At 60.5% G+C, this 23596-nt stretch carries 23 protein-coding genes; 15 read left to right on the plus strand and 8 right to left on the minus strand.

Annotated elements, in window-relative coordinates; all coding sequences use genetic code 11:
- Window positions 1-543 (minus strand): hypothetical protein, encoded by a 543-nt coding sequence (locus ACTOWJ_RS07895; RefSeq protein ID WP_441334053.1) that lies wholly within the window; start codon window positions 541-543, stop codon window positions 1-3.
- Window positions 544-1032: 489 nt separating this feature from the next.
- Here ACTOWJ_RS07895 and ACTOWJ_RS07900 point away from each other — a divergent pair, with 489 nt between their 5' ends.
- Window positions 1033-1416: a hypothetical protein gene (locus tag ACTOWJ_RS07900; protein WP_441334054.1), complete on the plus strand. Its 384-nt coding sequence runs from the start codon at window positions 1033-1035 to the stop codon at window positions 1414-1416.
- Between the two features lie 72 nt (window positions 1417-1488).
- Entirely contained in the window at window positions 1489-2139 is a 651-nt protein-coding gene (locus ACTOWJ_RS07905) for an NMCC_0638 family (lipo)protein (protein WP_441334055.1), read from the plus strand.
- 679 nt (window positions 2140-2818) lie between these two features.
- Here ACTOWJ_RS07905 and ACTOWJ_RS07910 read toward each other — a convergent pair.
- Complete coding sequence (locus ACTOWJ_RS07910; protein ID WP_441334056.1) at window positions 2819-3412, minus strand: response regulator; 594 nt, start codon at window positions 3410-3412, stop codon at window positions 2819-2821.
- A 406-nt stretch (window positions 3413-3818) separates the two neighbouring features.
- Between ACTOWJ_RS07910 and ACTOWJ_RS07915 the strand changes: the two genes are divergently transcribed.
- The 13 genes from ACTOWJ_RS07915 (at window position 3819) to ACTOWJ_RS07975 (ending at window position 17732) form a co-directional block, all read left to right on the plus strand.
- A complete protein-coding gene (locus tag ACTOWJ_RS07915) occupies window positions 3819-4457 on the plus strand; it encodes a hypothetical protein (protein ID WP_441334057.1) in 639 nt (212 codons plus the stop codon).
- Window positions 4458-4494: 37 nt separating this feature from the next.
- Window positions 4495-5259, plus strand: a complete 765-nt coding sequence (locus ACTOWJ_RS07920; RefSeq protein ID WP_441334058.1) for a hypothetical protein — start codon at window positions 4495-4497, stop codon at window positions 5257-5259.
- A gap of 36 nt (window positions 5260-5295) precedes the next feature.
- The gene (locus tag ACTOWJ_RS07925; RefSeq protein ID WP_441334059.1) at window positions 5296-6420 is read left to right on the plus strand and encodes a type IV secretion system protein; all 1125 of its coding nucleotides are present in this window, start codon (window positions 5296-5298) and stop codon (window positions 6418-6420) included.
- A gap of 143 nt (window positions 6421-6563) precedes the next feature.
- Window positions 6564-6911: a DUF4189 domain-containing protein gene (locus ACTOWJ_RS07930; protein WP_441334363.1), complete on the plus strand. Its 348-nt coding sequence runs from the start codon at window positions 6564-6566 to the stop codon at window positions 6909-6911.
- 36 nt (window positions 6912-6947) lie between these two features.
- The gene (locus ACTOWJ_RS07935; RefSeq protein WP_441334060.1) at window positions 6948-7481 is read left to right on the plus strand and encodes a hypothetical protein; all 534 of its coding nucleotides are present in this window, start codon (window positions 6948-6950) and stop codon (window positions 7479-7481) included.
- 36 nt (window positions 7482-7517) lie between these two features.
- A complete protein-coding gene (locus ACTOWJ_RS07940) occupies window positions 7518-8249 on the plus strand; it encodes a hypothetical protein (protein ID WP_441334061.1) in 732 nt (243 codons plus the stop codon).
- Window positions 8246-9598 (plus strand): XVIPCD domain-containing protein, encoded by a 1353-nt coding sequence (locus ACTOWJ_RS07945; RefSeq protein WP_441334062.1) that lies wholly within the window; start codon window positions 8246-8248, stop codon window positions 9596-9598. Before ACTOWJ_RS07940 ends, ACTOWJ_RS07945 begins: the two co-directional genes overlap by 4 nt.
- Window positions 9599-9657: 59 nt before the next feature.
- Window positions 9658-10314, plus strand: a complete 657-nt coding sequence (locus ACTOWJ_RS07950) for a hypothetical protein (RefSeq protein ID WP_441334063.1) — start codon at window positions 9658-9660, stop codon at window positions 10312-10314.
- On the plus strand, window positions 10308-10655 hold the full coding sequence (locus tag ACTOWJ_RS07955; RefSeq protein WP_441334064.1) for a hypothetical protein: 348 nt from the start codon (window positions 10308-10310) through the stop codon (window positions 10653-10655). The genes ACTOWJ_RS07950 and ACTOWJ_RS07955 overlap by 7 nt, the downstream gene beginning before the upstream one ends.
- Before the next feature lie 5 nt (window positions 10656-10660).
- The gene (locus ACTOWJ_RS07960) at window positions 10661-11026 is read left to right on the plus strand and encodes a carbon storage regulator (RefSeq protein ID WP_441334065.1); all 366 of its coding nucleotides are present in this window, start codon (window positions 10661-10663) and stop codon (window positions 11024-11026) included.
- A 236-nt stretch (window positions 11027-11262) separates the two neighbouring features.
- Entirely contained in the window at window positions 11263-16425 is a 5163-nt protein-coding gene (locus tag ACTOWJ_RS07965; protein ID WP_441334066.1) for a hypothetical protein, read from the plus strand.
- 15 nt (window positions 16426-16440) lie between these two features.
- Window positions 16441-17358, plus strand: a complete 918-nt coding sequence (locus ACTOWJ_RS07970; protein ID WP_441334067.1) for an RHS repeat domain-containing protein — start codon at window positions 16441-16443, stop codon at window positions 17356-17358.
- Window positions 17355-17732 carry a hypothetical protein gene (locus ACTOWJ_RS07975; RefSeq protein WP_441334068.1) on the plus strand — a complete coding sequence of 126 codons (378 nt, stop codon included), beginning with the start codon at window positions 17355-17357 and terminating at the stop codon, window positions 17730-17732. Before ACTOWJ_RS07970 ends, ACTOWJ_RS07975 begins: the two co-directional genes overlap by 4 nt.
- A gap of 228 nt (window positions 17733-17960) precedes the next feature.
- On the opposite strand, the gene ACTOWJ_RS07980 is transcribed toward ACTOWJ_RS07975, so the two are convergent.
- From ACTOWJ_RS07980 to ACTOWJ_RS08005, 6 genes are read right to left on the minus strand one after another with little or no spacing between them, the layout of a single operon-like run.
- The gene (locus tag ACTOWJ_RS07980; protein ID WP_441334069.1) at window positions 17961-18401 is read right to left on the minus strand and encodes a hypothetical protein; all 441 of its coding nucleotides are present in this window, start codon (window positions 18399-18401) and stop codon (window positions 17961-17963) included.
- A gap of 2 nt (window positions 18402-18403) precedes the next feature.
- Window positions 18404-20617, minus strand: a complete 2214-nt coding sequence (locus ACTOWJ_RS07985; RefSeq protein WP_441334070.1) for a phage tail protein — start codon at window positions 20615-20617, stop codon at window positions 18404-18406.
- Window positions 20604-20819, minus strand: coding sequence for a hypothetical protein (locus ACTOWJ_RS07990; protein ID WP_441334071.1), 216 nt, complete (start codon window positions 20817-20819; stop codon window positions 20604-20606). Before ACTOWJ_RS07990 ends, ACTOWJ_RS07985 begins: the two co-directional genes overlap by 14 nt.
- Before the next feature lie 2 nt (window positions 20820-20821).
- Window positions 20822-21058: a hypothetical protein gene (locus ACTOWJ_RS07995; RefSeq protein ID WP_441334072.1), complete on the minus strand. Its 237-nt coding sequence runs from the start codon at window positions 21056-21058 to the stop codon at window positions 20822-20824.
- Window positions 21059-21073: 15 nt separating this feature from the next.
- A complete protein-coding gene (locus tag ACTOWJ_RS08000) occupies window positions 21074-21889 on the minus strand; it encodes a phage BR0599 family protein (protein ID WP_441334073.1) in 816 nt (271 codons plus the stop codon).
- On the minus strand, window positions 21886-23586 hold the full coding sequence (locus tag ACTOWJ_RS08005; RefSeq protein ID WP_441334074.1) for a hypothetical protein: 1701 nt from the start codon (window positions 23584-23586) through the stop codon (window positions 21886-21888). The genes ACTOWJ_RS08000 and ACTOWJ_RS08005 overlap by 4 nt, the downstream gene beginning before the upstream one ends.
- Window positions 23587-23596 lie beyond the last annotated feature (10 nt).

The following is a 23596-nucleotide window of genomic DNA, read 5'->3' on the forward strand; positions in this document are numbered from 1 at the left end:
TTAGTAGGTTTTCGTCCAGGCAAGCACCAAATCCCAACGGCTCTTTACGTCTTCGCGACCCGGAATCGGGAAAGACTTGGTCAGTACGTGCGCGCTCATGAAGACATTGATAGTTCGGTTGTTGACTTCCATTAGGATGTCGGGGGCGCTAGTTTTGCCGCCTTCGTATCGCGCCCAGTCTTCGTTGATGTCCTCTTTGGGGACGTTGTGCAGGACGAGTTGACCCGAAAAAATGTCTTTGATGAGATCGATTTCATCATGGTGTTTCGCGCCATCCAGCGAAGTCCATTCGACCTCCACGGGGCTGGGAGGCATCCTCTCGACTCCGACGATGAAATCGGCAGTCCAACGATCCTTCCAGTTCGGCGAAAGTGGCGGGCCAGATGGGCCAAGCAACTCGCGCTCGGGAACAAATTGAAAGTTCTCAAATAGAAGCTTGCAACCAAGGGTGTTGTAAACCATTGCGCCGAACGTGAACTCGTCGAAGGTCAGGGGCCAGGGGAAATCGGCGCTGGCATCAGCAGGGCGAGAGTCTTGAGTCATTGCAGTTCGTCCAAGAGTGGAACATGTTGCAGATTCGAAGGCTGATGTCCTCCGATGCGCGAGTGTCCCGCTCTGCCGTTTGACAGTCGGGCTTGCACTCGCGAGGTGAAGGAATAAGGCATAACTGTCCGTGTTCAATTGTCGTGTCGTACCACTCCTCCTGAGCGGCATCCATTAGGCATCGGGTGCCTGGAGCCAAGGCCATTACACGTGGGCCTAGAACGGTGCACCCTGCGAGGGTGATATGGGTTCGACTCGGCGTCAAGTCTGAACGCGAGCAATGCGACTCAACTCACAACTGATCTTGGATATTTCCAAGAGGATGTGAAGTTGGATCTGCTCAACAGCGACTGCGGGTTACAAAACAGCACATATTGCGCGTGTCCTATTGATCTCAACTCGCTCCTCCTCTAGCCTGCCCTAATCCCTTCAGTGGGCCGTATGGATGCTTTGACCGGGCCGTGGCCGGATTAAGATCAGGGACGAAAAATGAAAAGCAAGAAGCCTTCTCAAGTACGCGTTGCGGTCGCGCTGTTTTACCTCGCATTGGCCCTTACACTCGCTGCTCCTTTCATCGACTCCCCTCTCGGCAGGCGCCCCCCAGGCGCCCTGATCGTCGCGGGTGTGATCGCGGCTCTCTTCACCGTTCTGCTGATCGAATTCATTTCGATCGGTAGAAATTGGGCGCGAATCACGTATCTCGTTCTTACGATCATCTCCCTGCCAGCTCCTTACTTCTATTTGAAACAAGGCGTTTCGGCGAACTATATCGGCGCAGCTTCCGTCGCTGTCCAACTGCTTGCACACGGTGTAGGCCTGTACCTGCTTTTTACGTCGCCGGGTAGATCGTGGTTTTTCCGGTCGCGACAGTGAAATCTCGCCCGATGCTTAAGTATCGCCAGGCTGACAAACCAAGGGCACCAACCAGCTAAGAGGAGCAACTCGATGAAATTGCAGGTGAACCTCACGCATGTGAGGGTGTTGTCCGCCCTATTGCTCGCCACAACAGTCACTGCCCATGCCGGAAAACCAGCTGAAAGCGAAACTGCTACCGACGTGGTCAGTCGATTCCATGACTACTGCGTTTTGCATCGGAAGCACCCAGATAAGCTTGCTGAGGCTATGAAAAGAGCGGGAATCCGTTTATCGCCAGACGAATCAGCTCCTTTCATGTTTGGGCAGCCTGGAGTCGCATGGCGCATGCGTGGCAAGGACTACATCTTTACCTTGGGCCCGCCGCCTTACTCGCGCTGCCATATGCACGTTTTATTTCAGCCAAAAGGCGACATTTCAAAGGCATTCATCTCAGCGGCCGCGAAGCTACCGCGCGATGCGACGATGCGTGAAATACCCTACGTGTTGCCCCGAATGATCGGCTTCATTTGGAACGAGAAGGAATCCGGTTCGGATCCTGCGCGGTCGACAGCGTTATCCCTATCTCCTCCGCCACAGAGTAAGCAGGCGCCGCACGCCTCGCTTTGGCCAGACGCAACCTATTGGCTTCTGGACGCGAGACGTGACCTGGACGAGGAAGAAAAAATCAAAGGTACTTACGTATATCCCGTGGCTCCGCCCGAACCACCGAGGCAACAATGAGCGACGGTTGCCGGACCTAACGCGCCTCCCTGACTGGGGGCGTTATTCGTACCCCGCTCTACCAATGGTCGTGAGTTGCAGCGCGCTTTTTGGTTCAAAAGATCAAAAAAACCGCGTTTCGTAAGTGCCTGAATTTTAAGGGGTGAGCAATGGTCGGCCGACCAATGACTTGGAGAAAAAAGCCAGCAGAGAGGCGAAAATTTCGCCAAATGCCCTGCCTGTGGATAACTCGCCGACCAATGGAAAACGCTGAAAGCCTCGAATAAAAGGCCTTTTTCGTCGTTGCGACGAGGCGTAGAAAAAGTTGAGGCTGGGAGTTTGGCGCGCCTGGAGCACGCGGGGTCCAACTCTCTTGACAGGCTTAAACCGGCTTAAACGGGTCTAAACCGGCTTCTGCGGTCGCCGTTGGCGTCAGCCCCATGGACTGGCAAGTTCCGCGGCGATCAAGCGGCCTCGGCGGTCGAGCCAGCGCGGCGCCACACCCAACCTGATGCACCCGCCGTGCGCAATGACCGGTCGACGCATCGCGTGCATCCGGAATGCCCTGTGCCCAGGCTGATCTGGCGTCAAGTCGTGCGAGCCGCCGCCCCCGCGCGGCGAGACCACGCGCCGGCAATCGGATGGCGCCGAGAGCGGCGAGGTATCCGCGCCCAGAGCATTTGGCGGCCGGCTGAACCGGTCAACCCAGTCCAGCCTCGCGCGCCAGTTCCATCAACTCTAGGTGGCTGTTCACTTCAAGCTTTGCGAACGCGCGCTCCCGGTATGTCCGAACGGAATTGACTGTCAGGTTTAGGCGCTGCGCAGTACTCTTGTTCGTGTGGCCGGAAATCAGCAGATGCACAACTTCAAGCTCTCGTTCGCTCAGGCGATCAAACGCCGATGCTTTGGGCGTCGGCACCGCTTCGTCGAATCGGCGGCCTTCAGCCACCTGGCGAACGGCGCGAATCACGGCCTCACCGGTGTTCTTGTTGACGAAGCCCCAGGCGCCAGCGGATAGCAATTGCTTGGAAACTTGCGGATCTTCGATCATCGTCACCATCAAAACCCTGATCGTGGGATCTTGCTGCAAGAGCGACTGCACCACCCGCAGTCCGTTGCCATCAGGCAAATGGTAATCACACAACACAACATCGGGTCGTAGCCGCAGGCTCGCTTCGATTGCATGTGTGACATTGACTGCTTCCCCTACGACATCGATGTCTGGTGCATCAAGTAGGTGCTTAAGTCCTATGCGCACCAACTCATGATCGTCGACTATGAATACCCGAATCATTCAGCGTCCTGGCCGTTATCAATAACGGGGTGCGACTAAGCCCCAATACTTCTAGAGCTATCAAGTAAATCTTGCGAGAAATGCGGCGGCGTCGCTTTCTTGTAGTCACATGTGACCACAAGGCAATCGGATCGCGCCGCTTCTTGTGGTCGAACGTGACCACAAGATATTTGGGCTCGCCGATTCTTAGCGCCGCGCAGTCTGCGTTCGCAGGCGGCGTCGAGCGCATCGGCTTGTGGTCACTTTCGACCACACGTGTGGTCACATGTGACCACAAGAAAATCAGACTTTTCTTACATCTTTCTAAATTCGCGCATGTCACGCTTGCGTTACACCCGAGAGGGAGGTATCAACGCACCATCAGGCATACGCGCTGCGAGATCGCAGACGTATCGGTGAACAAGGAATGTTGAATATGCCGCGAAAGCACACTAGCCATTTCTATGCCGTCCCCGAGGTCAGTGCGGATGAAGCATCTGCCAGGGTTGAGTTGATTCAGGATCACCGGGTCACGGCTTATGACGGCGTCACAGCAGTTCACCGGCGAGGCAGCGTGGTTGGGTACTGCGCCATGACAGAACTGCCGACCGAAGACTGGATGGCGAAGACGTTCCTTATTGCCGATCACGGCGGTGCGGGGTCGGCGATGGCGCTGGCGGTAGCCGAGCGAAGAAAGCAAAAGGCGGCAGCGGAGCAGACCACGTGCGAGGAACGAGTCCCTCAAGTGGCTCCGATCCAAGCAAGCCCGGAAGCCGATGAGCCATGGCCTCCGGTCAAGGCTGCGTTCGTACACCTCGATCCCATTCGCGAAGAAGCCGTCGCGACTGAACTTCAGGCCGAGCATGCCGACAACATGCTCTGGATATCACGCCTGCCGAGTAGCGCATTAGTTGGAGGCTGGCGAGTTCGAATTACGAAAGGCCCGCGCCGAGGGATACGTCGCATGTTTCTGGACAAGGCGTTCGGTGGCGCTGCCGAGTCGTTTGCCTGCGCGCTTGAGTTCCGCGGCCAGATGCCCGCAATCGCACGCAGGGAATCATTGTAGTTCGTTTGCAGCACCTTAGATACGACAAGGAGTCGGTATGAAGAATTGCAGCAGAGTCATTCGTCGCTCCGTCAGGGGGGCTGCAAGTGTCGCAATAGCTCTGATCGCCCTGCATGGCGGTCAGGCCAGCGCCCAGATGATCACCAAAGACCCCTTCGGGCTGATGGCAAAGATGGAGCAGATCAGCAAAGACGCAGCCGAGTTTGGCAAGAACGCCAAGCGGTGGGAGGAGACGGCCAGTCACTATCAGCAGCAGGTAATCAAACTGCAGCGATTGAACTTCGGGCAGACGAAGATGGAAGACAACTTCCCGCCGCGCGCCGCCGACTACGGCATGGAAGATATGTGTCCTGGGGCAGGCCAGGGCCTCAAAGACCAATTGACCAAGGTCTATCAGCAAGCCATGCCGAAGCTCAACGGCAACGTCGTAAACGAGCAGCAGGCCATCTGCCAGCGCATGGTCTACGCCGAGAACATGAAGTACAACGAATCGGTCAGCATGCTTCGTCGGCTGATGCTTCGTAGCCAAGAATTCGCTCAAATCGAAAGCCAGCGAGACAGCGTAAGCCTGAGTCAAGGTGCTCTGGCCGCGAACGACAATGAAGCCTATCGCTTCGTTGCCCGCAATCAGCTGGAACTGGACTATTGGCAAGCTCGCATGACGGCCTACGACGATTATATCGAAGCGCTCAAGTGGGATCAGGCGCGGCTCGCCAAGCGCGCGCTTGGCGGCAACAAGAACAAGTCACTGCTTGGCAACGTCATCCAAGCCGGCATCCTCGCGGGCGCGCTTAAGAAGTAAGCGTCTTCTTCGCTCACCATATTCGATAGGCATACCATGGATTTGCAACTTTTCGACGGACCGCTAGCTTTTATCGCGGCGAAGGCGGCCGGTGTGCTGGACTTCGCGTTCTACAAGCTAATTAGCGAAAGCTTGACCGAAGAGATCGATGAATTTGGTTTCGCGCTGATGCGCCGAATGATGAAGCTGGTGGCTGCGGTGGGCGTGAGCGTCGGCACGCTCTATTTCATGATCATGGGCTACCGTATTGTTACCGGCCAGTCACGCGAGCCGATGATGGCGCTGGTTGTCGACTCACTTAAAGTCGTCCTATGTCTGGCAATCGCGTCGGGAGCCACACTCTTCAACGGTGATCTGTACAGCGGGCTCACTAACGGCCTAGACATGACGATCCATGAAACTGTTACTGGGATCAAGGGGCATACATCCGCCGATAGCGTGGACCAGCATCTCGGCTACATGCAGATCGCGTTAAGCAGTATTGATGCGGTGCAGGTCGTCGATGGCGATGTCGAAACACGAGAGCAAAAGACTCGGGCACTGTTCTTTGCCGGGTTCGGCACAGCGAGCGTGCCGATGACTGTCGGTGCTCTGATGCTGATGTACAGGTCCATTATGGCCTTCTGGGTCGGTTTGGCACCGTTATTCATCTTGTTCCTGATCTTTCCTCAGACGAAGGAACTGTTCAAGAAATGGCTTCTGGCTGGCATTGCAACCTACTTCGCCATGGCTGCGCTCAGCGCCATGTCCGCCATAGCGTTTAAGCTATTGACGAAGGTTGCGGTTGCGTTCTGGGTCTCGAAAGCGGTAACTGGAATCAGCGGCCTGGACGCGGAAGGCATGTCGACCCTGGCCATTCAGCAGGGTGGGCTCGGTCTGATCTTGACAGCGGTGCTCATCACGGTTCCCCAGGCGGTAGGTATGTTCTTCCACGGGGCCTTGGGAAGCTTCACGCACTTCTCCGCCTTCGGTGGAGGAGCGGCAAGTCAGCCTGGACCGCAAGGGCAGCCACCTGGCTCACACTCGCCTCCGCCGACAAATCGCAGCGAGCCAAGAACCAACCAGACTGCTGCTCCCGGAGACAGTTACAACTCTGGCACACGATATACACCAGGACCGTCGGCCGGGACCGATAACAACAACGAGATCAAGAAGAAATGAATATTAAGTTTGGCGTGCTGGCAATCTTCGTATTCCTGTCCATATCGAACACGGCACTTGCAGAAGGTGGGTGTCCACCCGGCATGGTCCCCTACCGCGGAGGGACGGACCCAAACGCCTGTGGGCCGATGCCTTCCAGCGGGATGCCTGCCGTTCCGAGTGGACCTCAATGGGCATCGCGCTGGGGAGCCATCGCAGCGGACGCCGGCAATGGAGTCATGGGTGCCGTTGATAGCCGGGATAGCAAGCGGGCGGCATCAAAGGAGGCGATCGCTGAGTGCAAGGCGCGTGGCGGAAACAAATGCAAAGTCGCGCTTACTTACCACAACCAATGTGCCGTCACGATTAATGGCAGCACTGGCGCGAATAGCGTAGGAGCAGCATCAGTCGAACGCGCCACGGAAATTGGAATGGAAATGTGTAGAGAGCGCGGTGACAACGACTGCCGCGTGTACTACCAAGCTTGCAGCATGCCCGTTCGAATCAGGTGATTAGCCCACAATTCGTGATCAAAGGACGAGTGCTTCGTGAAAGGGATTGCAGGAAATGGCAGTGGGCGAGTATGGCCCCAGGACAATGGCAGCTTTAGCCGGGTTGCGATCGCGTCAACGCTGAGCATCGTGCTGTCACTGATTTCTCTATATTTTTCGGTCAAGCTGACGCTTCCTTCACTCGCAACCCTGGCGAGGCTGATCTGGCTTCTCGCAATCGCCTTCCATATTTTCGTAGCACTGGAGCAACAGCGCTTCACCACGGAACTGAAGCGATTTCTTCGGGACCGATGGGGCACGGCCGACATTGAGGAATTGAGATCGCTTCGACTCAAAGCGCGCCAGATGTCCAAAGGAGTAATCTGGGCCTGGGTGATTGTAATGCTCATAACGTCGGTCATCTTCGCTATCCGGTACGCGTACCAGATACCCGAATTAATTTCGGTCTTTGCGATCCACATGGTGGTATCCGCAGCTCAAACGACCAACCATATAGCTACGCGGAAATCGATTCGCTGCGAGATAGAGCGAGTCCGAAACATGCAGCCCGCGTGTCGGATGGCTGTCTGACAGGACTTATCACCCACCGACAAGATGCCTCAACTTATGAAAACCATCGATTCTTCTGTGACGACAGAACTTTCCTTAGCTTCTATCGCGAAGTTTCGCTGCCCATGCGCTGAAAAATCTAGCCATCACTGCGATTCCGTCGCAAATCGGCGCTTCCCACGCGCTGCACTAGTTTTTGTGCTGCTCGCAGTCAGCGGATGCTCCAACGGATCAGGAGGAAAAATGCCTACTTACAAACAGAACCCCGCCCCCAAAGATCAGTACGAGCTGACAGTGGTGGTCAGCAACGCTCCTGGCCCCTTCGCTTCGATGAAAGCATCGATGCAATACGACATCACCAACATGGACTGCCTCCCCCCTGCTGAGGTCTTCTCAGGCGTTCAGAAAACGCCGATATCTACGTTCCTTCCGATCCGACTGGAGAAGGTAGACGACTCCACTTACCGGGGCGAAGTTGCGTTGGACGGATTAGTCGATGGAGACTATTTCGGCCATGGCGTGTGTCGGTTCAGCCCTGTAGGCCCGTCATTTCAATTCAAAGCAAGTGGTGCGGAAGAAGAGACGAGATTCGTTGCAAGCCTCGATGCAGGTGACGTGGCCAATACCGCTGAGCAAACAACGTACTACTGGAAAGGCGGCTACCCCAGGGACGAGAAGATCGCAAACTATCCCGATCACGGATCGCCTAGCCCAGAGAAGTTTGTGGAATCTCTGCGCGATCAACTCTTCAGCATTACGATTAAAACTGCCAGGACGGCACAGCCATGAGCACGACTACACAGCAGTATGCAAACTTGGCTCAAGATGCGTACCGGTCACCAGACCTCAGCCGAGAGGAAAATCGCCGTGTCAACATCGATGGCGTCACGTACACCATCCTTGATCATGTCGATAAGAAGTCCGGATACCAGGGAACGATTTATCAACGCGAGTCCACCGGCGAAATAATAGTCGCCCACCGAGGTAGCGAGTTTGATAACCAGCCCATTCTAGACGGCTTGCTTGCGGATGGTGGCATGGTCGCTAAGCGAGCGAATGCGCAAGCTGAGGACGCACTTGAGTTCACGCGATCTGCAATTGAAATAGCTCAGCGGGTACGCGCTCGTGAAGGCGTAGAGCCGCAGGTCACTGTTACCGGTCATTCGCTCGGAGGCTGCCTTGCGCAAATCACCGCCGCCAAATTGAATCTTAACGGCGAGACCTTCAACCCCTATGGCGCCGTCAGCCTCGGAATGCGCATCCCTGAAGGTGGCAGCAATGTTGTCAATCACGTCATGGCTGGCGACGTGGTCAGCGCAGCAAGCAAACACTTCGGAAAAGTTGAGATGTATGCCTCGCCCGTCGAGCTGAACGTGATGAAGGCTGCAGGCTACGAGGACAACGGTAGCCAGTGGGACATCAGACATCCGATCAAGGCTGCGGTAACTGGCAGCGACTCCCATCGGATGCATCATTTCCTAGACGTGGATGGAAATGGCATACCTGACCGATCGATACTTTCGCAACCGCACGCGCGGGAACTCGCCGACCAGCACCGGCCCATGTTCGACAAGTACAGGCAAGACATCGAGAATATTCGCGGCGGGGTTTCTGTGGGTGCTTCAAGTCTCCGCGGCGTTCAGGGTGTGGCGGACGAGATCGGCAGGCTTCTTCCCGAGAAACCTGCTGAAAGCCCTTTCAAAGACGCGCACGGCGTGCTGCCAGCGTCAGAGCACCGCGCAATCGATCCGCGCAATCCCACCCATCCGAACCACTCGATGCACGGCGCCATCCACGCGGGCGTCGAGCACGTTTATGCCCAACAGGCTCTCGCAGTTGGCGATGGTTCCGACAGAACCTCGGCCGCGTTGCTGGTCAACGCCCGCCAGAGCGGCCTGAGTCAGGTCGATCATGTCGTGCCAGGCCGCCAGACGGCCTCGGGCACCGACGTGTTCGCGGTACAGGGCGAACTCCACGACCCAGCCCACAAGCGCGCTCAGGTCAACACCGAGGTCGCCGCACAGATTCCGGTCGAGAAGTCGTTCCAACAGTTGGCCGCGGTCAATCAGCAGCAGACGGCCACCCAGGACCAGCAGACCCAGGAACAAGCCCGGACGCAAGCCGCCCGAACCGCCTAGTTCTTCCAGCAACCCGACCTCAGCCGCACTGCCCCGAAAGGGGCGGCTAGGAGCGCTTTGTGCCTCAATTTCAAACCCCGGCGATGCATTGGAAGCTGCCAGCTTGGTTACGCCGGCTTTTTATCACCCGCCGTGACCGCTCATCGCAGCACGCCGCTGGCCGCTACGAAGCAGGCTTCGTTGCGGCACAGGCGCGATCAATCCTCTGGGGCCTGCGTCCGCCGTCGATGCAGCCTTTGCCGGTGCGCTACGCCTCACCGTCGGCTATCGCGGCAGTTCGTTGGCAATTGCATCGCGCCATCGGCCACCTCAGCGAAGACATCGTCACCACTCAACGCTTCGGTATCACGGCAGCGGTGCGAACGCTATTGGAAGCGGAGTTGAAGGTGCCTCTCGCTTATACGCTTGGTCACGTTCGCCAGAACGGCCAGCGGTTATGCCACACGCCGATCGAAGGGCTGGAACAAATGCTGCGCACTGGAATTGCGTCAGGCGCGCGCGTGAGTTTGCACGCTTGGCTTACCTTGCCTAGCCACGAAGTTATAGATGTCAGCTTCTGGGCGTTGTTCCCGGACCTGAGCTGCGCGGAAGAGCGGGAAATGCGGAGCCTGTTTATGCACCCGGACCAAATGCCGGGTCGATCGTACTGCCCGCAGTGGGTAGGCGACGGGTTCGTCCGTCGCATCGGTGTTTTGAAGGAGTACGAAGGATGGTGACCGCACCGCCTGTGATTTTCCAAGTCGCGTATCGCGGCTCGTTGAACTGGCGCGTAGTCGCTGATGGCGTTGAAAACTATGTGGCGTTCGCGAGCCGTGAAGCATGCATCGCCGCCGCCACGGCGCGTGCGCGCCACCATCACTTGACCTTTGGAGCAACGACCGAGGTTTGGGCGCCACGGCTCGGCGGCGAGGACGAATGCATCGTGCGTTTCATGACGCCCGATAAGCTCGATGCGATGCTTTCGCTCGGCTGGTCCGATGCGAGCGCGCACATGCGCGGCGCCTGCGATGACTACGTGATGCATTTCCCCCGCATCGGTCTGGCGCACCAATGCTAATTCTCATGCGCCGCCCTTTCGAAGCTATTTTGATCGGAAACGAGATCGAGGTCCGCGTACTGCGCGTCAACTGCGGCGAGGTGCGGTTCGGTCTGACCGCTCCGCGCGACGTCGCCATCCTGCGCGGGGAACTGCTGGGTCGGCCCGCCGACCACCCCTCGCGCCAGCCCAAGCTGAAAAATCTTCCGCCCGCCGACGAAGCCCCCCCCCGTTGGTGGAGCGGTAGCTGCGGTGGAGGAGGCTACCCGCCGGCCGATGGGGCCGGCGGGTCGAGCGCAGGTAGCTCTACGAAGATGGATCTGCGAAATGCACGGATGAGTGGGGCCTCGCTCGGTCTATTACTTGCTTCAAGAGCCGCGGTTCGGAGATGATTCGGAGGGGAAGGCACCGGACGCCCTGGATCGTTTCAGCTGCAACGGCTGATCACAAGGATGAATACATGCTTCAAATCTACAATAGCTCGGAGCCGAAGGGCTCGCCCTCGACGTGGTGCTCGGTTGTTCTGTTAATCACGGCAGTGCTTTTCGTACAACCGGTTATCGCTCAGGGTACTGACTGGGCGAACGAATACGCGAAACGGGTGCGATCAACCGAGAACATTTCCCCGTTGAGCGATGAAGCTTTCGGCGACAAGGTGAACCTGTTCAACGGCACCGTGCGTTTCAGCCATGAGCTGATTTCGCTGTCGGGCAATAACGCACTGCCGGTGGCGCTGGGCATCTTCCACGATCCTCACGACGTCACCCAGGGCCATCTGAATGGCGCTTGGGATCTCGACATTCCCTACGTGAGCGCGGTGCACCACAGCAAGAGCTCCGAAGTCAGCGGCTGGGTGCCCATTCCGCCCAACGTCCACAACGGTTATGTCGAGTTTGAGCGCTCGATGTACTGGAGTGGCAATCGTTTGACCGTGAACGGCGGCGGTGGCGGCGATCTTCTCAAGATTCCGGACGATCCCAAGCGGATCAAGCCGAACAACTCGGTGACCTACACCTTCGCCACCAAGGACGGTTGGTTCTTCTCTGAATTGCCCAGCGTCCAGAACGGGCCGGGTAAAGGACTGGTCGGATACGCGCCCGACGGTACCAAGTACACCTTCGACTGGCTCGTGTACCGCCGGTACGGATCGATCAGCCATCCGTGGGGCTACTACGTTTACGACGCGCTGCTACATCGGCATAAGCTCAAGCTTTACGTCACCAAGATCGAGGACCGCTTCGGCAATTGGGTCAAGTACGATTGGGAAATCGATCACCCCAGCCGCATCTATTCCAGCGACGGGCGTGAGATCACGATGACCTACTCGGCGCCCACGCCAGGTCCGTTTGTGGGCAACTACCAAACCAACATTCTGTCGGCGACCGCCAACAATCGAACCTGGACCTTCAGCTATCCCCATTCCGAAGGCGGCAACGTCCTTAATCCCGATGGAACTCAGTGGAAATACGAGGGCCCATGGGTATTCGGAACGTTTCGGCTCGATGTTGCCGACTACGTAAAGGATCCACTAACTGGTCTAATCTTTCCGGACCAACGGCTTCCATGTTCCCCCGGGTCACGGCTCAAAGACATCATCTCGCGTGCTCGTATCACGCACCCGTCGGGCGCAACGGCGGAATACGTCTTCAAGGCGATGCGCCACGGGCGTGCCAGCGTTCCGTACCACTGCCAGACCGGGCTGGATGAAGGCCGCAGCCAGCGTAATCGCTATTCCACGCACTACGACACTTGGTCGTTGATCGAGAAACGGATCTCCGGCGCCAACGTAACGCCACAGACCTATACCTATGCCTACGACGGACTGGGCGAAGGTTATCTGCCCCAAGACGAATCAATTGGAGGTATCGGTCCCGGCTGGAACGCTAGGAATGCCCCACCCGCACCGAATTACAAGACGATTACGGTGACCGAACCCGACGGCACTCAGAACGTCCATACTTTCGGCCGCGATCGCGACATCAACGAAGGGAAATTATTCCGAGTTGAAACGCGCAAGAGCGGCGCTGTCCACAAGACGGTCCAGAACGACTATCTCTCGACCGCGGAGGCGATCAACCAGCCGTTCCCGGAATGGATGGGGTCTAGCGGCGACGAATTCGCCGATCGCTTGCCCAACTCGAACCGTCCGCTGAAGTCGGTGGTGACCACGCAGGACGGCGCCACCTTCAACCGCAGCTACAACAGCTTCGATTCCCAGGCGCGTCCGCTCAACGTACGCAAGTGGGCGATGGGCACGCTGAGCGATCGCAGCCGCAGCGACACCAGCGAATACCACGACGATCTGGCGCTGTGGGTGCTCGGCCAACCCAAGAAGGAAACCAATGTAGACACGGGCCGTGTGGTTTCGGAAACCGTCTACAACGACAAGGCGCAGGCGGTGCAGCGCTGGTCCTTCGGCCGGCTGGTGGAAAGCTACGGCTATCATGCCGACGGCACCCTGGCCACCGTCACCGACGGGCGCAACAACGCGATCTCGCTGAACAACTGGAAGCGCGGCGTGCCGCAATTGATCGGATACCCCGATCAGACCAGTGAATCGGCGGTGGTGGACGACAACGGCTGGATCACTTCGGCGACCGACGAAAACACGTTCACGACGTCCTACGCCTACGATGCCGCCGGCCGCTTGCAGACGATTTCCTATCCGGGCGGCGACACGAACGCTTGGTCCGCGACGACCATGAGCTTCACCCGCCGAGACATCGATGAGCACGGGTTGGCACCGGGCCACTGGCTGCAAAGCACGGTCACCGGCAACCGAAGCAAAAACGTGTTCCTGGACGCGCTGTGGCGGCCAGTGCTGACCCACGAATGGGACAGCGCCGATCAGGCCGGTACCCTGCGCACCACCGCCGCGCGCTACGACGACCAGAACCGACCGGTGTTCTCCAGCTATCCGGGCGCAGGCGTCGCGGCGCCTGCCCAAGGCACGCACACCGAATACGACACCTTGGGTCGCACCACGCTGGTCAAGCAGGACAGCGAACTCGGCCAGTTGGTCACCCGCACGGAGTACCTGCCGCAGTTGATGACGCGAGTGACCAATCCACGGCAGCAGACGACGGTCACCTCGTTCCAGGCTTATGACCAGCCCAGCTACGAGGTCGCTGTCGGCATCAACCATCCCGAGGCCATGTTTAGCGAATTGCACCGGGATCTGTTCGGGTCGTTACAAGCCTTACGGCGGCGGAACGCCGACGGCAGCGTGCAGGTGACGCGTCAGTACGTATATGACGGCCACCACCGCCTGTGCAAATCGATCGAGCCCGAAACCGGCGCGACCGTCGTCGACTACGATGCGGCCGGCAACCTCGCCTGGTCGGCTTCCGGCGTCGCCGCGCCCGCGCCCGACAACTGCAGCCGCGATCAAGCGATCGCCTCCGGTCGCGCGGCCGTGCGCGGCTACGACAGCCGCAACCGAGTCAAGAGCCTGAACTTCCCCGACGGGCGCGGCAATCAGTCCTGGTACTACTACCCCGACGGGCAAATCCAACATATTGTCACCGACAACATCAGCGGTAGCGCGACGGTCGTCAACACCTACGAGTACAACAAACGCCGCCTGCTGACACGAGAGCGCTTGCAGTCCAACGGCATCGATTGGGCGATCGGCCTGAGTTACACCAACGAAGGCAATCTCGACGCGCACACCTTTCCCAACGGTCAAGCAGTCGCCTACGCGGCCAATGCGCTGGGGCAGCCGCGCCAAGCCGGCACCTACGCCAGCGGCGTGAACTACTTCGCCAACGGCGGCATGTCGCGCTTCACCTACGGCAACGGCATCGTCCACACCCTGACCCAAAACCTGCGCGGCTTGGCCGAACGCAGCCGCGACGCCGGCAATGCGGTGGTCCACGACGATAGCTACGACTACGACGCCAATAGCAACGTCGCCGCGATCAGCGACGGCCTACCCGGCGCGCGCGGCAACCGCAGCATGGTTTACGACGGTGTGGACCGTTTGACCGCCGCGACCTCGGCGATGTTCGGTGCGGCCAGCTACAGCTACGACGCGCTCGACAACCTGCGCACGGTCAAGGTTGCCGGACGCGACCATACCTATGTCTATAACGGCTCCAATCATTTGACCAACGTGCAAGTCACCGGCACCAGCCAATCGGTGATCGGCCTGGGTTATGACGAGCAAGGCAATCTGGAGAACAAGAACGGCCAGCAGTTCGACTTCGACTTCGGAAATCGCCTGCGCGATGCCGTCGGCAAGGAGTCTTACCGCTACGACGGCCACGGCCGGCGCGTGCTGTCGACCAGCCAGACCCTGGGCCGCATTGTGTCGATGTACGGCCAGGACGGCGTGCTGCGCTACCAGCGCGATTACCGCAAAGAGAAGGACATCGCGTACATCCACTTGAACGGCAGCCTGGTGGCCCGCGCCACCACGCCGATCGCGCCGGATGTCCCGGTGTTGACCGCGCCCAGCTACGTTTCGCAAAGCAGCTACACCGTGCAATGGACCGCGACGACCACGGCCGGCCGTTACGAGCTGGAAGAGCAAGTCGGCAACGGCGCTTGGCAAGCGCTCTACAGTGGCGGCGAGCGCAGCCGCGCGATCTCGGGCAGGAGCGACGGTAGCTACGGCTATCGGGTACGCGCTTGCAACCCGGCCGGTTGCGGCGGATGGAGCGCTACAGCGATCGTGGTGATGCAACGACCTCCCAGCACCGCGCCCGCGCTGAACGTGCCCGGCACGGCTTTGAACGGCCAGTACAGCGTCAATTGGACTGCCGCCGGCGGCGCCACGGACTACGTCCTTGAAGAAAGCTTCAACAACGGCGCGTGGACGACGGCGTACAGCGGCAATCAACTCAGCAAATCGTTCACGGGCAAACCGTCCGGTGCGTTCGCCTATCGGGTCAAAGGCTGCAACCCCGCCGGCTGTGGACCCGCATCCGCGGTGGGCACCGTGCAAACCCTGTATCCGCCGGGCTCGGCACCCACCATCAGTGCGCCGGGACAAAGCGACGCCGGCAGCTTTACCGTCAGCTGGAACGCGATCGGCACGGCGACGAGCTATCAGTTGGAACAAAGCGCGCTCGGTGGGGGATGGGCGTTGATCCAGGACGCCAACGCAATCAGCCGAGTGATTTACGGTGGCTCCACCGGCACCTATAGCTACCGCGTGCGCGCCTGCAACGCCGCCGGTTGCGGTGCGACCTCGGCGCAAGCCAACGTCTACGTGATCGGCCCGCCGACCGCGGCATCGTCCGTCAGCGTGGCGCCGAGCACCAACACCGGCACCTTCGGCGTCAGTTGGACCGGCGTGGCTACGGCCACCACCTATCAATTGGAAGAAAGCCGCGAAGGCACGGCGTGGACGCTGGTCCACCAAGACGGCAGCGGTGGCACCACCGTGTGGGGCCGCGGCGACGGCCGCTATGGCTATCGCGTCCGCGGTTGCAACCCGGCCGGTTGCGGGCCGTACTCGGATGCGCAGTTCATTACCGTGGATCTGCCGCCGGCGACGCCGACGATCACGTACGCCGATTGGCTGCGCAACACGCTCAACGGCAGGATCGTCAACAACACCTGCACCCTTAGGTGGACGGCCGTCGCGAAGGCGACGAAGTACGAACTGCAGTCCACCAACAATAGCGCCGTGCTGTACAGCGGCACCGCGACGCAGATCGTGTCCGGATCCAACAATCAGTACTGCGTGCCGAGCTATGCAGTACGGGCCTGCGGATCGGGAGGCTGTTCCGCCTGGTCGAGTCCGCCGGTCCCGGCCAACCAACGCACCGTGCCCATGGACTGACCGGAGGACATCGACATGAAATGGATATCCAAGCTTGCAGTGACGGCGGCCCTGACCGCCGCGTCCTTCCTAACCCAAGCGCAGACGGTCGTCGAGTACATCCACACCGATGCGCTGGGCAGTCCAGTTGCGGTGACCGATGCCAATCAGAATGTCATCGAGCGTACCGAGTACGAGCCGTACGGGGCGCAGATCAATCGACCCGTTCAGGATGGGCCGGGGTATACGGGGCATGTCAGTGATGCGGCGACTGAGCTGAGCTACATGCAACAGCGATATTACGACTCGACCCTAGGCAGATTCTTATCGGTCGATCCCGTAACGACTGATTCGTCCGCGGGCGCGAACTTCAATCGTTATAGGTACGCGAACAACAATACGTACAAGTTCACGGACCCAGATGGCCGACAAGCAGTTGAAAGATTCGTCGAACAACACCGTGCGGACATGGAGGCTGGCAATGGCGCGGTTTACGAGCCATTGCAGCCGATTGCCATAGCTGTTACCGCAATCATGGCGGCACCGGTGGTAGTTGTTGCTGTGAAAGAAGCTGGGATGGCGGTACTTGCCCATCCTGGCAAGGTGGCTGTAGCAACAGAAGCGGCGGCCGGTGCTGCTGGTGTGACTGGAACGGGTGCGGCAAGTACACTCAAACCCGGCCCGTTTGCTGGTGCTTCGATTCCTGCTCGTTCAGCCGCTCAGACCTTTAATAATGCAGAGCGAGCAGCTATTAACAAGATTGGCCAAGCGACTGGATGCCACACATGCGGCACGACTACCGCGGGAACGAAAAGTGGGAATTTCGTTCCGGATCATCAGCCTGTATCGAAATTGAATACTGACAATGCCCCCCAAAAACTTTTTCCTCAATGCATCGATTGCTCGCGTCGGCAAGGCGGTGAGGTTCTCCAAGAGAAGCTAAGACAAAAATGAACACGATTACTATTAGCCCGCCGAATTCAATCATTTTCCTCTACGACCAATCCAATGGATCGGTCGAGATTCCGGTCTATACGTCAGGAGAGATTGTCTCTGCCAACATCACATGCATATCAGTGGGAACACTCTCAGCCGCTGATGGCGAAACGACTATCACGCTGACAGATGAAGTACAGGTCATCGACGACACTGGCATGCTGGCTTTTGATGGCCTATTGCATTTGCCTGGATTAGAATTGTCGGTGTGTAGCTCACACAATGAGAGGTTATTGACGATGAAGTTACCAACCTCGCAGGCAAGAGTTCGTATCTTCATAAACGATGATCGCGAGCCGGACAACATTATCGTTCAAGCGCAGCCCGTTTGAATCGTAAGCTATCATTCCGGAATGAAGGCTCAGCTTGTAGGGTCGAGTCGCGACATGCAGTAAGGCCCGCGAAAGCGGGCCTTACTCATTGAACTTTTGATCGTACCGCATGAGCCAGGCACCCTTGCTGATAGCGTTGGCACTGCGTAGCCATACTTAGTCGAGCGGACAGAGCGGGAACGTCGATCGGCGCTCTCGTTTTATGAGCAAGCCAGATAAACGACGAAGTCATTCGACAAAAAACGAAACTCCGTCCAGAGACAGAAAGCCGATCACGCCACTTGACGGCAACGTGATCTGGACCTCGCCATTCACCTTAATGTCGACGCGGGTGGGACCGGCCGTATCGCAGACCACCGGAAAGATGTGCTGGGTAGCGGGCCGAAAGCTGTTCGGCAGCACGAACACCACGTTACCGCCGTTACCCCCCTTGATCAGTCCGCGCAGCTGCACTCGATCGCCATCCCGGCGATATCCTGCGGCGGTATATCCGCCGCCGTAGTTGCTCCACGGGGCGTTCAGTGCCGACGCTTGCCATGCGCCCTTACGTAGGTCAGCCACCATAGCAGTCGTCGTGCGGTGGGTCTGTCCTGCTTGCACGATCGGCACGACCTCATCGCCGGTCAGAGCATTCGCCGCCGATAGCTGCGAGAGTTTCAGATTCGCCATAGTCAATCCGCCACAATGAAGTCGCCCGCCTCAGTGACCAAGTCGTCGCCGACCTCGGTGCGGAGCAGGCCGTTCTTGAAATCGAAGGTGTGGGCCGCTTTTTGCCAACTGCTCAGGCCATCGCGTGTAGAGCCGACCTCCACCCGGAGGCGGTGCGCGCCTTTAAGCGGGGAGGAGTAGGTCGGCACCGTGATAGCGGGCGGGCTGTCTAGCGTTGTACCGGCGATGGCATCCAGCAACCGCACGACGTAGGCGGTGCCCGCTTCGGGGCCGATCGATCCCTGGCCGTGGTCGACCAACTGGTCGGCTTGCAGCTTGCGGTCGCGGTGCGCCCACGCAATCGCCAGATCGCCATCGACCGACGCCGGATACCGTTGGCCGTTGAGCTTCAGGTCGCCGGGCGGGTATGGTCGCGCCTGCCGCTGGACCAACTTGATCGCATCCACGGGCGCCAGTGCCGGGTCCAACTGCGCGCTGGACGTTCGCGTCAGCAACTTGGCCTGCACGGTCTCGCCGACGCTGTAGTCGGTCGGATCGTTCGCTGCGTAATCATCAAAGAACCAGATGCGCGCGCCGACCGCGTGCGGCGCCGGCACGGTGTCCGCGCAGCCACGCGCGAGCGTGGCCGTCTGTGCCTGCGGATCGATCGCGACCACTCGGACCACCTCGTCCTCGATCAGCGCGGCGGTACCGGCGGCGACCTGATCCAGTCCCCGGCCCGATGCCAACTGCACGGCGAACGTGGTGGCCGCCATGGCATCGGCGAGGACCGCGGTCGGGCACCAATCGCCGACATCGGCCTCGGTGTACTCGCCACTGCCCACCCGCGTGGTCAGCACGTAGTTCATCGCCAAGCCGGTCGCCTGCTCCGCGACGGCCAGCACTGCGCCGGCATCGGCTGGAACGGCGGCAAGCGCCGCGGCATTGAGCGTGGTCGCCAGATCCCGGTAGCTCGCTTCGATCAGTCGGCGGTTCGGCGATGGCTGCGGCACACGATCTGGCGGCGTCCACACCGGTCGCTGCGGCTCCAGGTACGCCGTCGCCGGCAGCCCGAACACGTCCTGCACGGCGGCGACGGTGATCGCACCCTCGGCCAGCTTGCCGTCATCGAAGGTGCCGACCCGCAAGACCAGGTTTTCCAGGCCGCGAAACGGATCGCGGATGCGGAACACGGTGCCTGGCGCCAGGATGCCGCCGCGGCGGTCGAAGCGCAGCTTCAATCGCTTGAGCCCGGAGCAGGCGATGGTCAGATCGCGCATGCCCACCCGCCCGGCCAGCTCCGCTGTGGGCAGGCCTTTGTATTGAGTGTTGCTGGAGGCGACGCCACCGGTCGCTTGGATGCCGGCCAGATCTTCGACGCGGATCTGGCGTTCTTCGTCCTTGATCGGGTCGTACCACGTCACGATCAGTTGGTTGATCGCGCCGTCCTGCGCCCCGCCCTCGTCTTCCTCGATCGCCAGCAGGCCGGACTCGTAGTCGAATACCGGCAAGTCCTCGACACGGTAATCGTCACGCAACAGCTTCACCGTCAGTCGGCCGGTGGAACGGTCGGTGTACTGCGCCGCACCGATGTGATCGATGACGACCTGCATGAAGTCGGCGATGGAGGACTGTCGGTTCCACCGCAGGCACAGGCCAAAGCCTTCGGCATGCAGCGTATCGGCGGCGGCGCGGTAGCTCGCTTCGTCCAGCACGCCCCGATCCAAACCGCGCCCCCAATCCCGGTTCGTCAGGCACTCAACCAGGATGTGCGCCGGGTTCATGGCGCGGATCGCGCCGTTCGCGAGCCAGAGCACCGCCTTTTCGGGATACCACGGCGCGCCGTCCCAGCCCATCAATGCGCGCCGTACCCGCATCTTCCACGGCTTCGGGTACGGGTTGTTGGCCGCGATCTGACCGTCGAAGTATTGCGTGGTGACGTTGCGGAAGGCCGGCGTCGGCACACCGTGCAGTGCGCCCAGCGCCGGCAGCACTGCTTGGGCGGCTTCGCCCATCAGCACATCGAGCCAGCCCTTGATCCCGCCTTCGCCCTTATCGCCGCCGAACAAGTCGGGCTTGTTAATGAAGATGCGGCCGGTCTTGGTGATCGACCCTTTCCAGGCTTCACGATCCCCCACTCGGATCTCGACCAGTTCGTCCAGCGGACCGCGCGACAGGCCCATGTGCAGGCCGAACAAGTAGCGATGGCCGACCGTTTGCTTCTTACTGCTGCCCACGCGTGGCCTCCGCACGCGCGAACGCGACCAAGTGCAAGCCCAACGCGTCGCCGGTTGCTTCGATGATGTCGGCGTCGATTCCGTCGCGCACGAACGCGCTCCAATCCAAGCCGTAGTAGGCGAACCATTCGCGCCCTCCTTGGGCGCAGTAGCCCGGCCGCGCGCCGAAGCCCGGTGCGCGGCGTAGGTGATCTAACGTCACGATCATTTTTTGCCCGATTTCTGTTTGATCGGCTGCGTCCGGTACTGGCCGACGCCGAGCACCATCCAGTCCGGCGTCCACACATCGCCGAACACCACCGCCTGCGGGGTGCCCTCGGTGCTTTGCGGGAACTGGAAATCGCCGAACGCGGCAGGCTTGGCTTGTGGTGGTTTCGGCCGTGCGGCGGCCGAGACGAAATAGCTGATGACCCAGATCGCAAGCTGGACCCAGATGTTCATGCGTGCCTCTACAAGTCAGAACAATGGAGTGCCGTCGAACGGCGATTTGCCGGGCAGTCCCGGTGCGCCGCCGTAGTTGGGCGCGTTGTTGAACTTGCCGTGGCAGATCGCCATCGACCGGCCGCAGCCGGGATAGGCGATGACGGCTTGGCCGATGCGTAGCCCGTCGCCGGCACCCAGGAGCACCAAGCGTTCGCCGACATGCGATCGAATGCCGCGGCGCTCCAATCCGGCCTCGCCGAGGTCCCACGCCAGAAAGCCACCGGCAAACCAGCCGTCCGGGTACTGACTGAAAATTCCGGCTGTGACCACGTTGCCAGCGAGCGTCGTCAGCGACGCGGGCACGCGGTGTGCCTCGGGATTCACGCCGCAGTTGCGGTCGTAGAGCGTGTACGGACAGCCACGCGTCCATGCCAATCGCAACCCCGGCTGCCCGAGCGCGGCGTCGAGCGATTGGCAGCGCACCTCGGTGCTTTCCAGCTTTGGCCGGTTGACGCCTGCGATGCGGCCCATCCACACGACACGCGCATCGCCATCGCCCTCGTGGACATCGCGCACCACGACTGCGACCTCGCTCGATGGCGGCAGACCGCGATATAGCCGCGCCACCTCGAAATCACCCGGCGCGGTGATCGTCAGCATGTCGCTGGCGGTGTGGCCCGACTGGCGGATGCCGTCGTCGTGGATGGCGAGCGCGCCGTAGACCTGCGTATCGAGCGCGAAGTCGCGGTCGCCGCCGGTGTAGCGCCAGCGCTTTGCGCCGCGCACGAACTCGTACAGCCGCCGCGGATTGCCCGCGGCGGTCGATCGTTCCAGTTGTTCGTAGGTCATGCTGGGGCGGGGGTGTCTGTATCGGGATCGCGCACAGCGCGCAGGACGATGGAAGCGTCGGCGGCGCCGTCGCTGTCGGTGTGGTGTTCGATTTCGGCCTCGTCGCTGTCGCCGCGGCTCAGCACCAGGAAGCTGATTCGCAGCACGTCGCGCGGGCGCAGATCCACGCCGAGAGGCGCATCGATCGTCAACCGCTCGATGTCATCGTCCAGGGCGACGGCCGCGGTGATCCGGCGATGTAAGGCATCGCCGCCACGCACTTCGATCCGAACGTCGCGTCGGCCCGGCCGCAACCCGGCGAACCGCGCCAGCCCGACGTTGGCCACGTCCAGCGCGGTGGCGGTGCCGGCGACGTTGGCAACCAAGGTCAGGTCATCGGCGTGGGTCGGCCGCCAGACCACGCACTGGCGCCCACGCAGGGTGTACAGCCAGGAGCGGACGCGGGCGTGCTCGACGCGGCCGTGCATGCGCCAGGCATGCGCGTGCGACACCGCCGCCCAATCCGCCGGGTCCATCACGAAGGGGCGGCCGAACTCGTTGTCCAAGGTGAGCAGCGCGCGCTGCCAGCCATTCGATAGCGACTCGGTCTCATCGGGGCGCTGCGCCAGGACCGGGTATCCGCGGTACATCGGCGCATCCGTGATCGCCGGCCATTCGCAGGCTTCGACCACATCGAATCGAGCGCTCACCGAGGCCGCCTGATCCGTCAGGCGTTTGACCTTGGGCGGTTCGGCCAAACGCGCCGTTCGCACCGGATAGACCCGGGTACCGCGTGGCCACGCCTTCGTCGTCGGATGGCGCAGCGTGATCGACGCACCGCCAATGGCTTCGACCTCGGCCACCTCCACATCGAACGCGGTTTTGCCGCGCAGCTGCACTAGACCGCCGACACGGAAGTCGCGCAGACTTGGATCGCAGGCGATGACCTGAATCCCGAGCGCATGGTCGCTGGCCAGCCATTGTCCATCCGGCCAGATCGGCAGCGCCCAAGTCCGACCACCCCAGCCGAACACGGCCAGGTCGAGCAGCACTCGCTCTCGCCCGTCCACGATCATGGTCGCTTCGAACGAACGCCGCGGCGCTGAGCGCAACCCACGGCGCTGCTCGACCTGTGTCGGGCTGGTCAGGATGTCGGTCTTCCACGCCAGCCGTTCCAGAACGCCGCGCGACCAATCGGGCACGAACGCCCAAGCGACGATGCGCTGGCCGGTAATGACGACCGGGATGGCCGCAAAGCCATCGAATTGAAATGCGAGCGTGGCCGCGATGACGGGCGGCCCGTCCGTGCCGACCGCGATCTGCCAAGTGCGCTCCGACAGCGGCGCGAAAGGCAGCGGCGGCGCGCCCGGCGCGGTTAGAACAATGCCTTCGCCGCCCGACAGGGCCGCATCGGTCAGCGTCAGCGCGCGGGCGCGATACGCGTTCCAGGCCCGGACCGCCCGTTGCTGGACGCTGCTGATGTTGCCCAGATTCAGGACCTGAGGCGCGACGTGGATGCGGTCGAAGAAGTCGTCGCCGAACATCGCCTGCGGCGCGCCGACGCGCCGGTCCGCGACATGGATAGGCACATCGACGGTGCGCGGCCCGAAGCCGGGGACGGCTCCGAGTGCGCCGCTGGCCTGACCGTCCCAGAACGGCGGCGAGCGGAAATAGTCGCCCTGACCGCTGAAGGTCAGCGGCCAGAGGCCATGCCACATGAGATGTCCG

It is taken from the genome of Lysobacter sp. CA199 (assembly GCF_052078715.1).
Classification (GTDB): Bacteria; Pseudomonadota; Gammaproteobacteria; order Xanthomonadales; family Xanthomonadaceae; genus Lysobacter.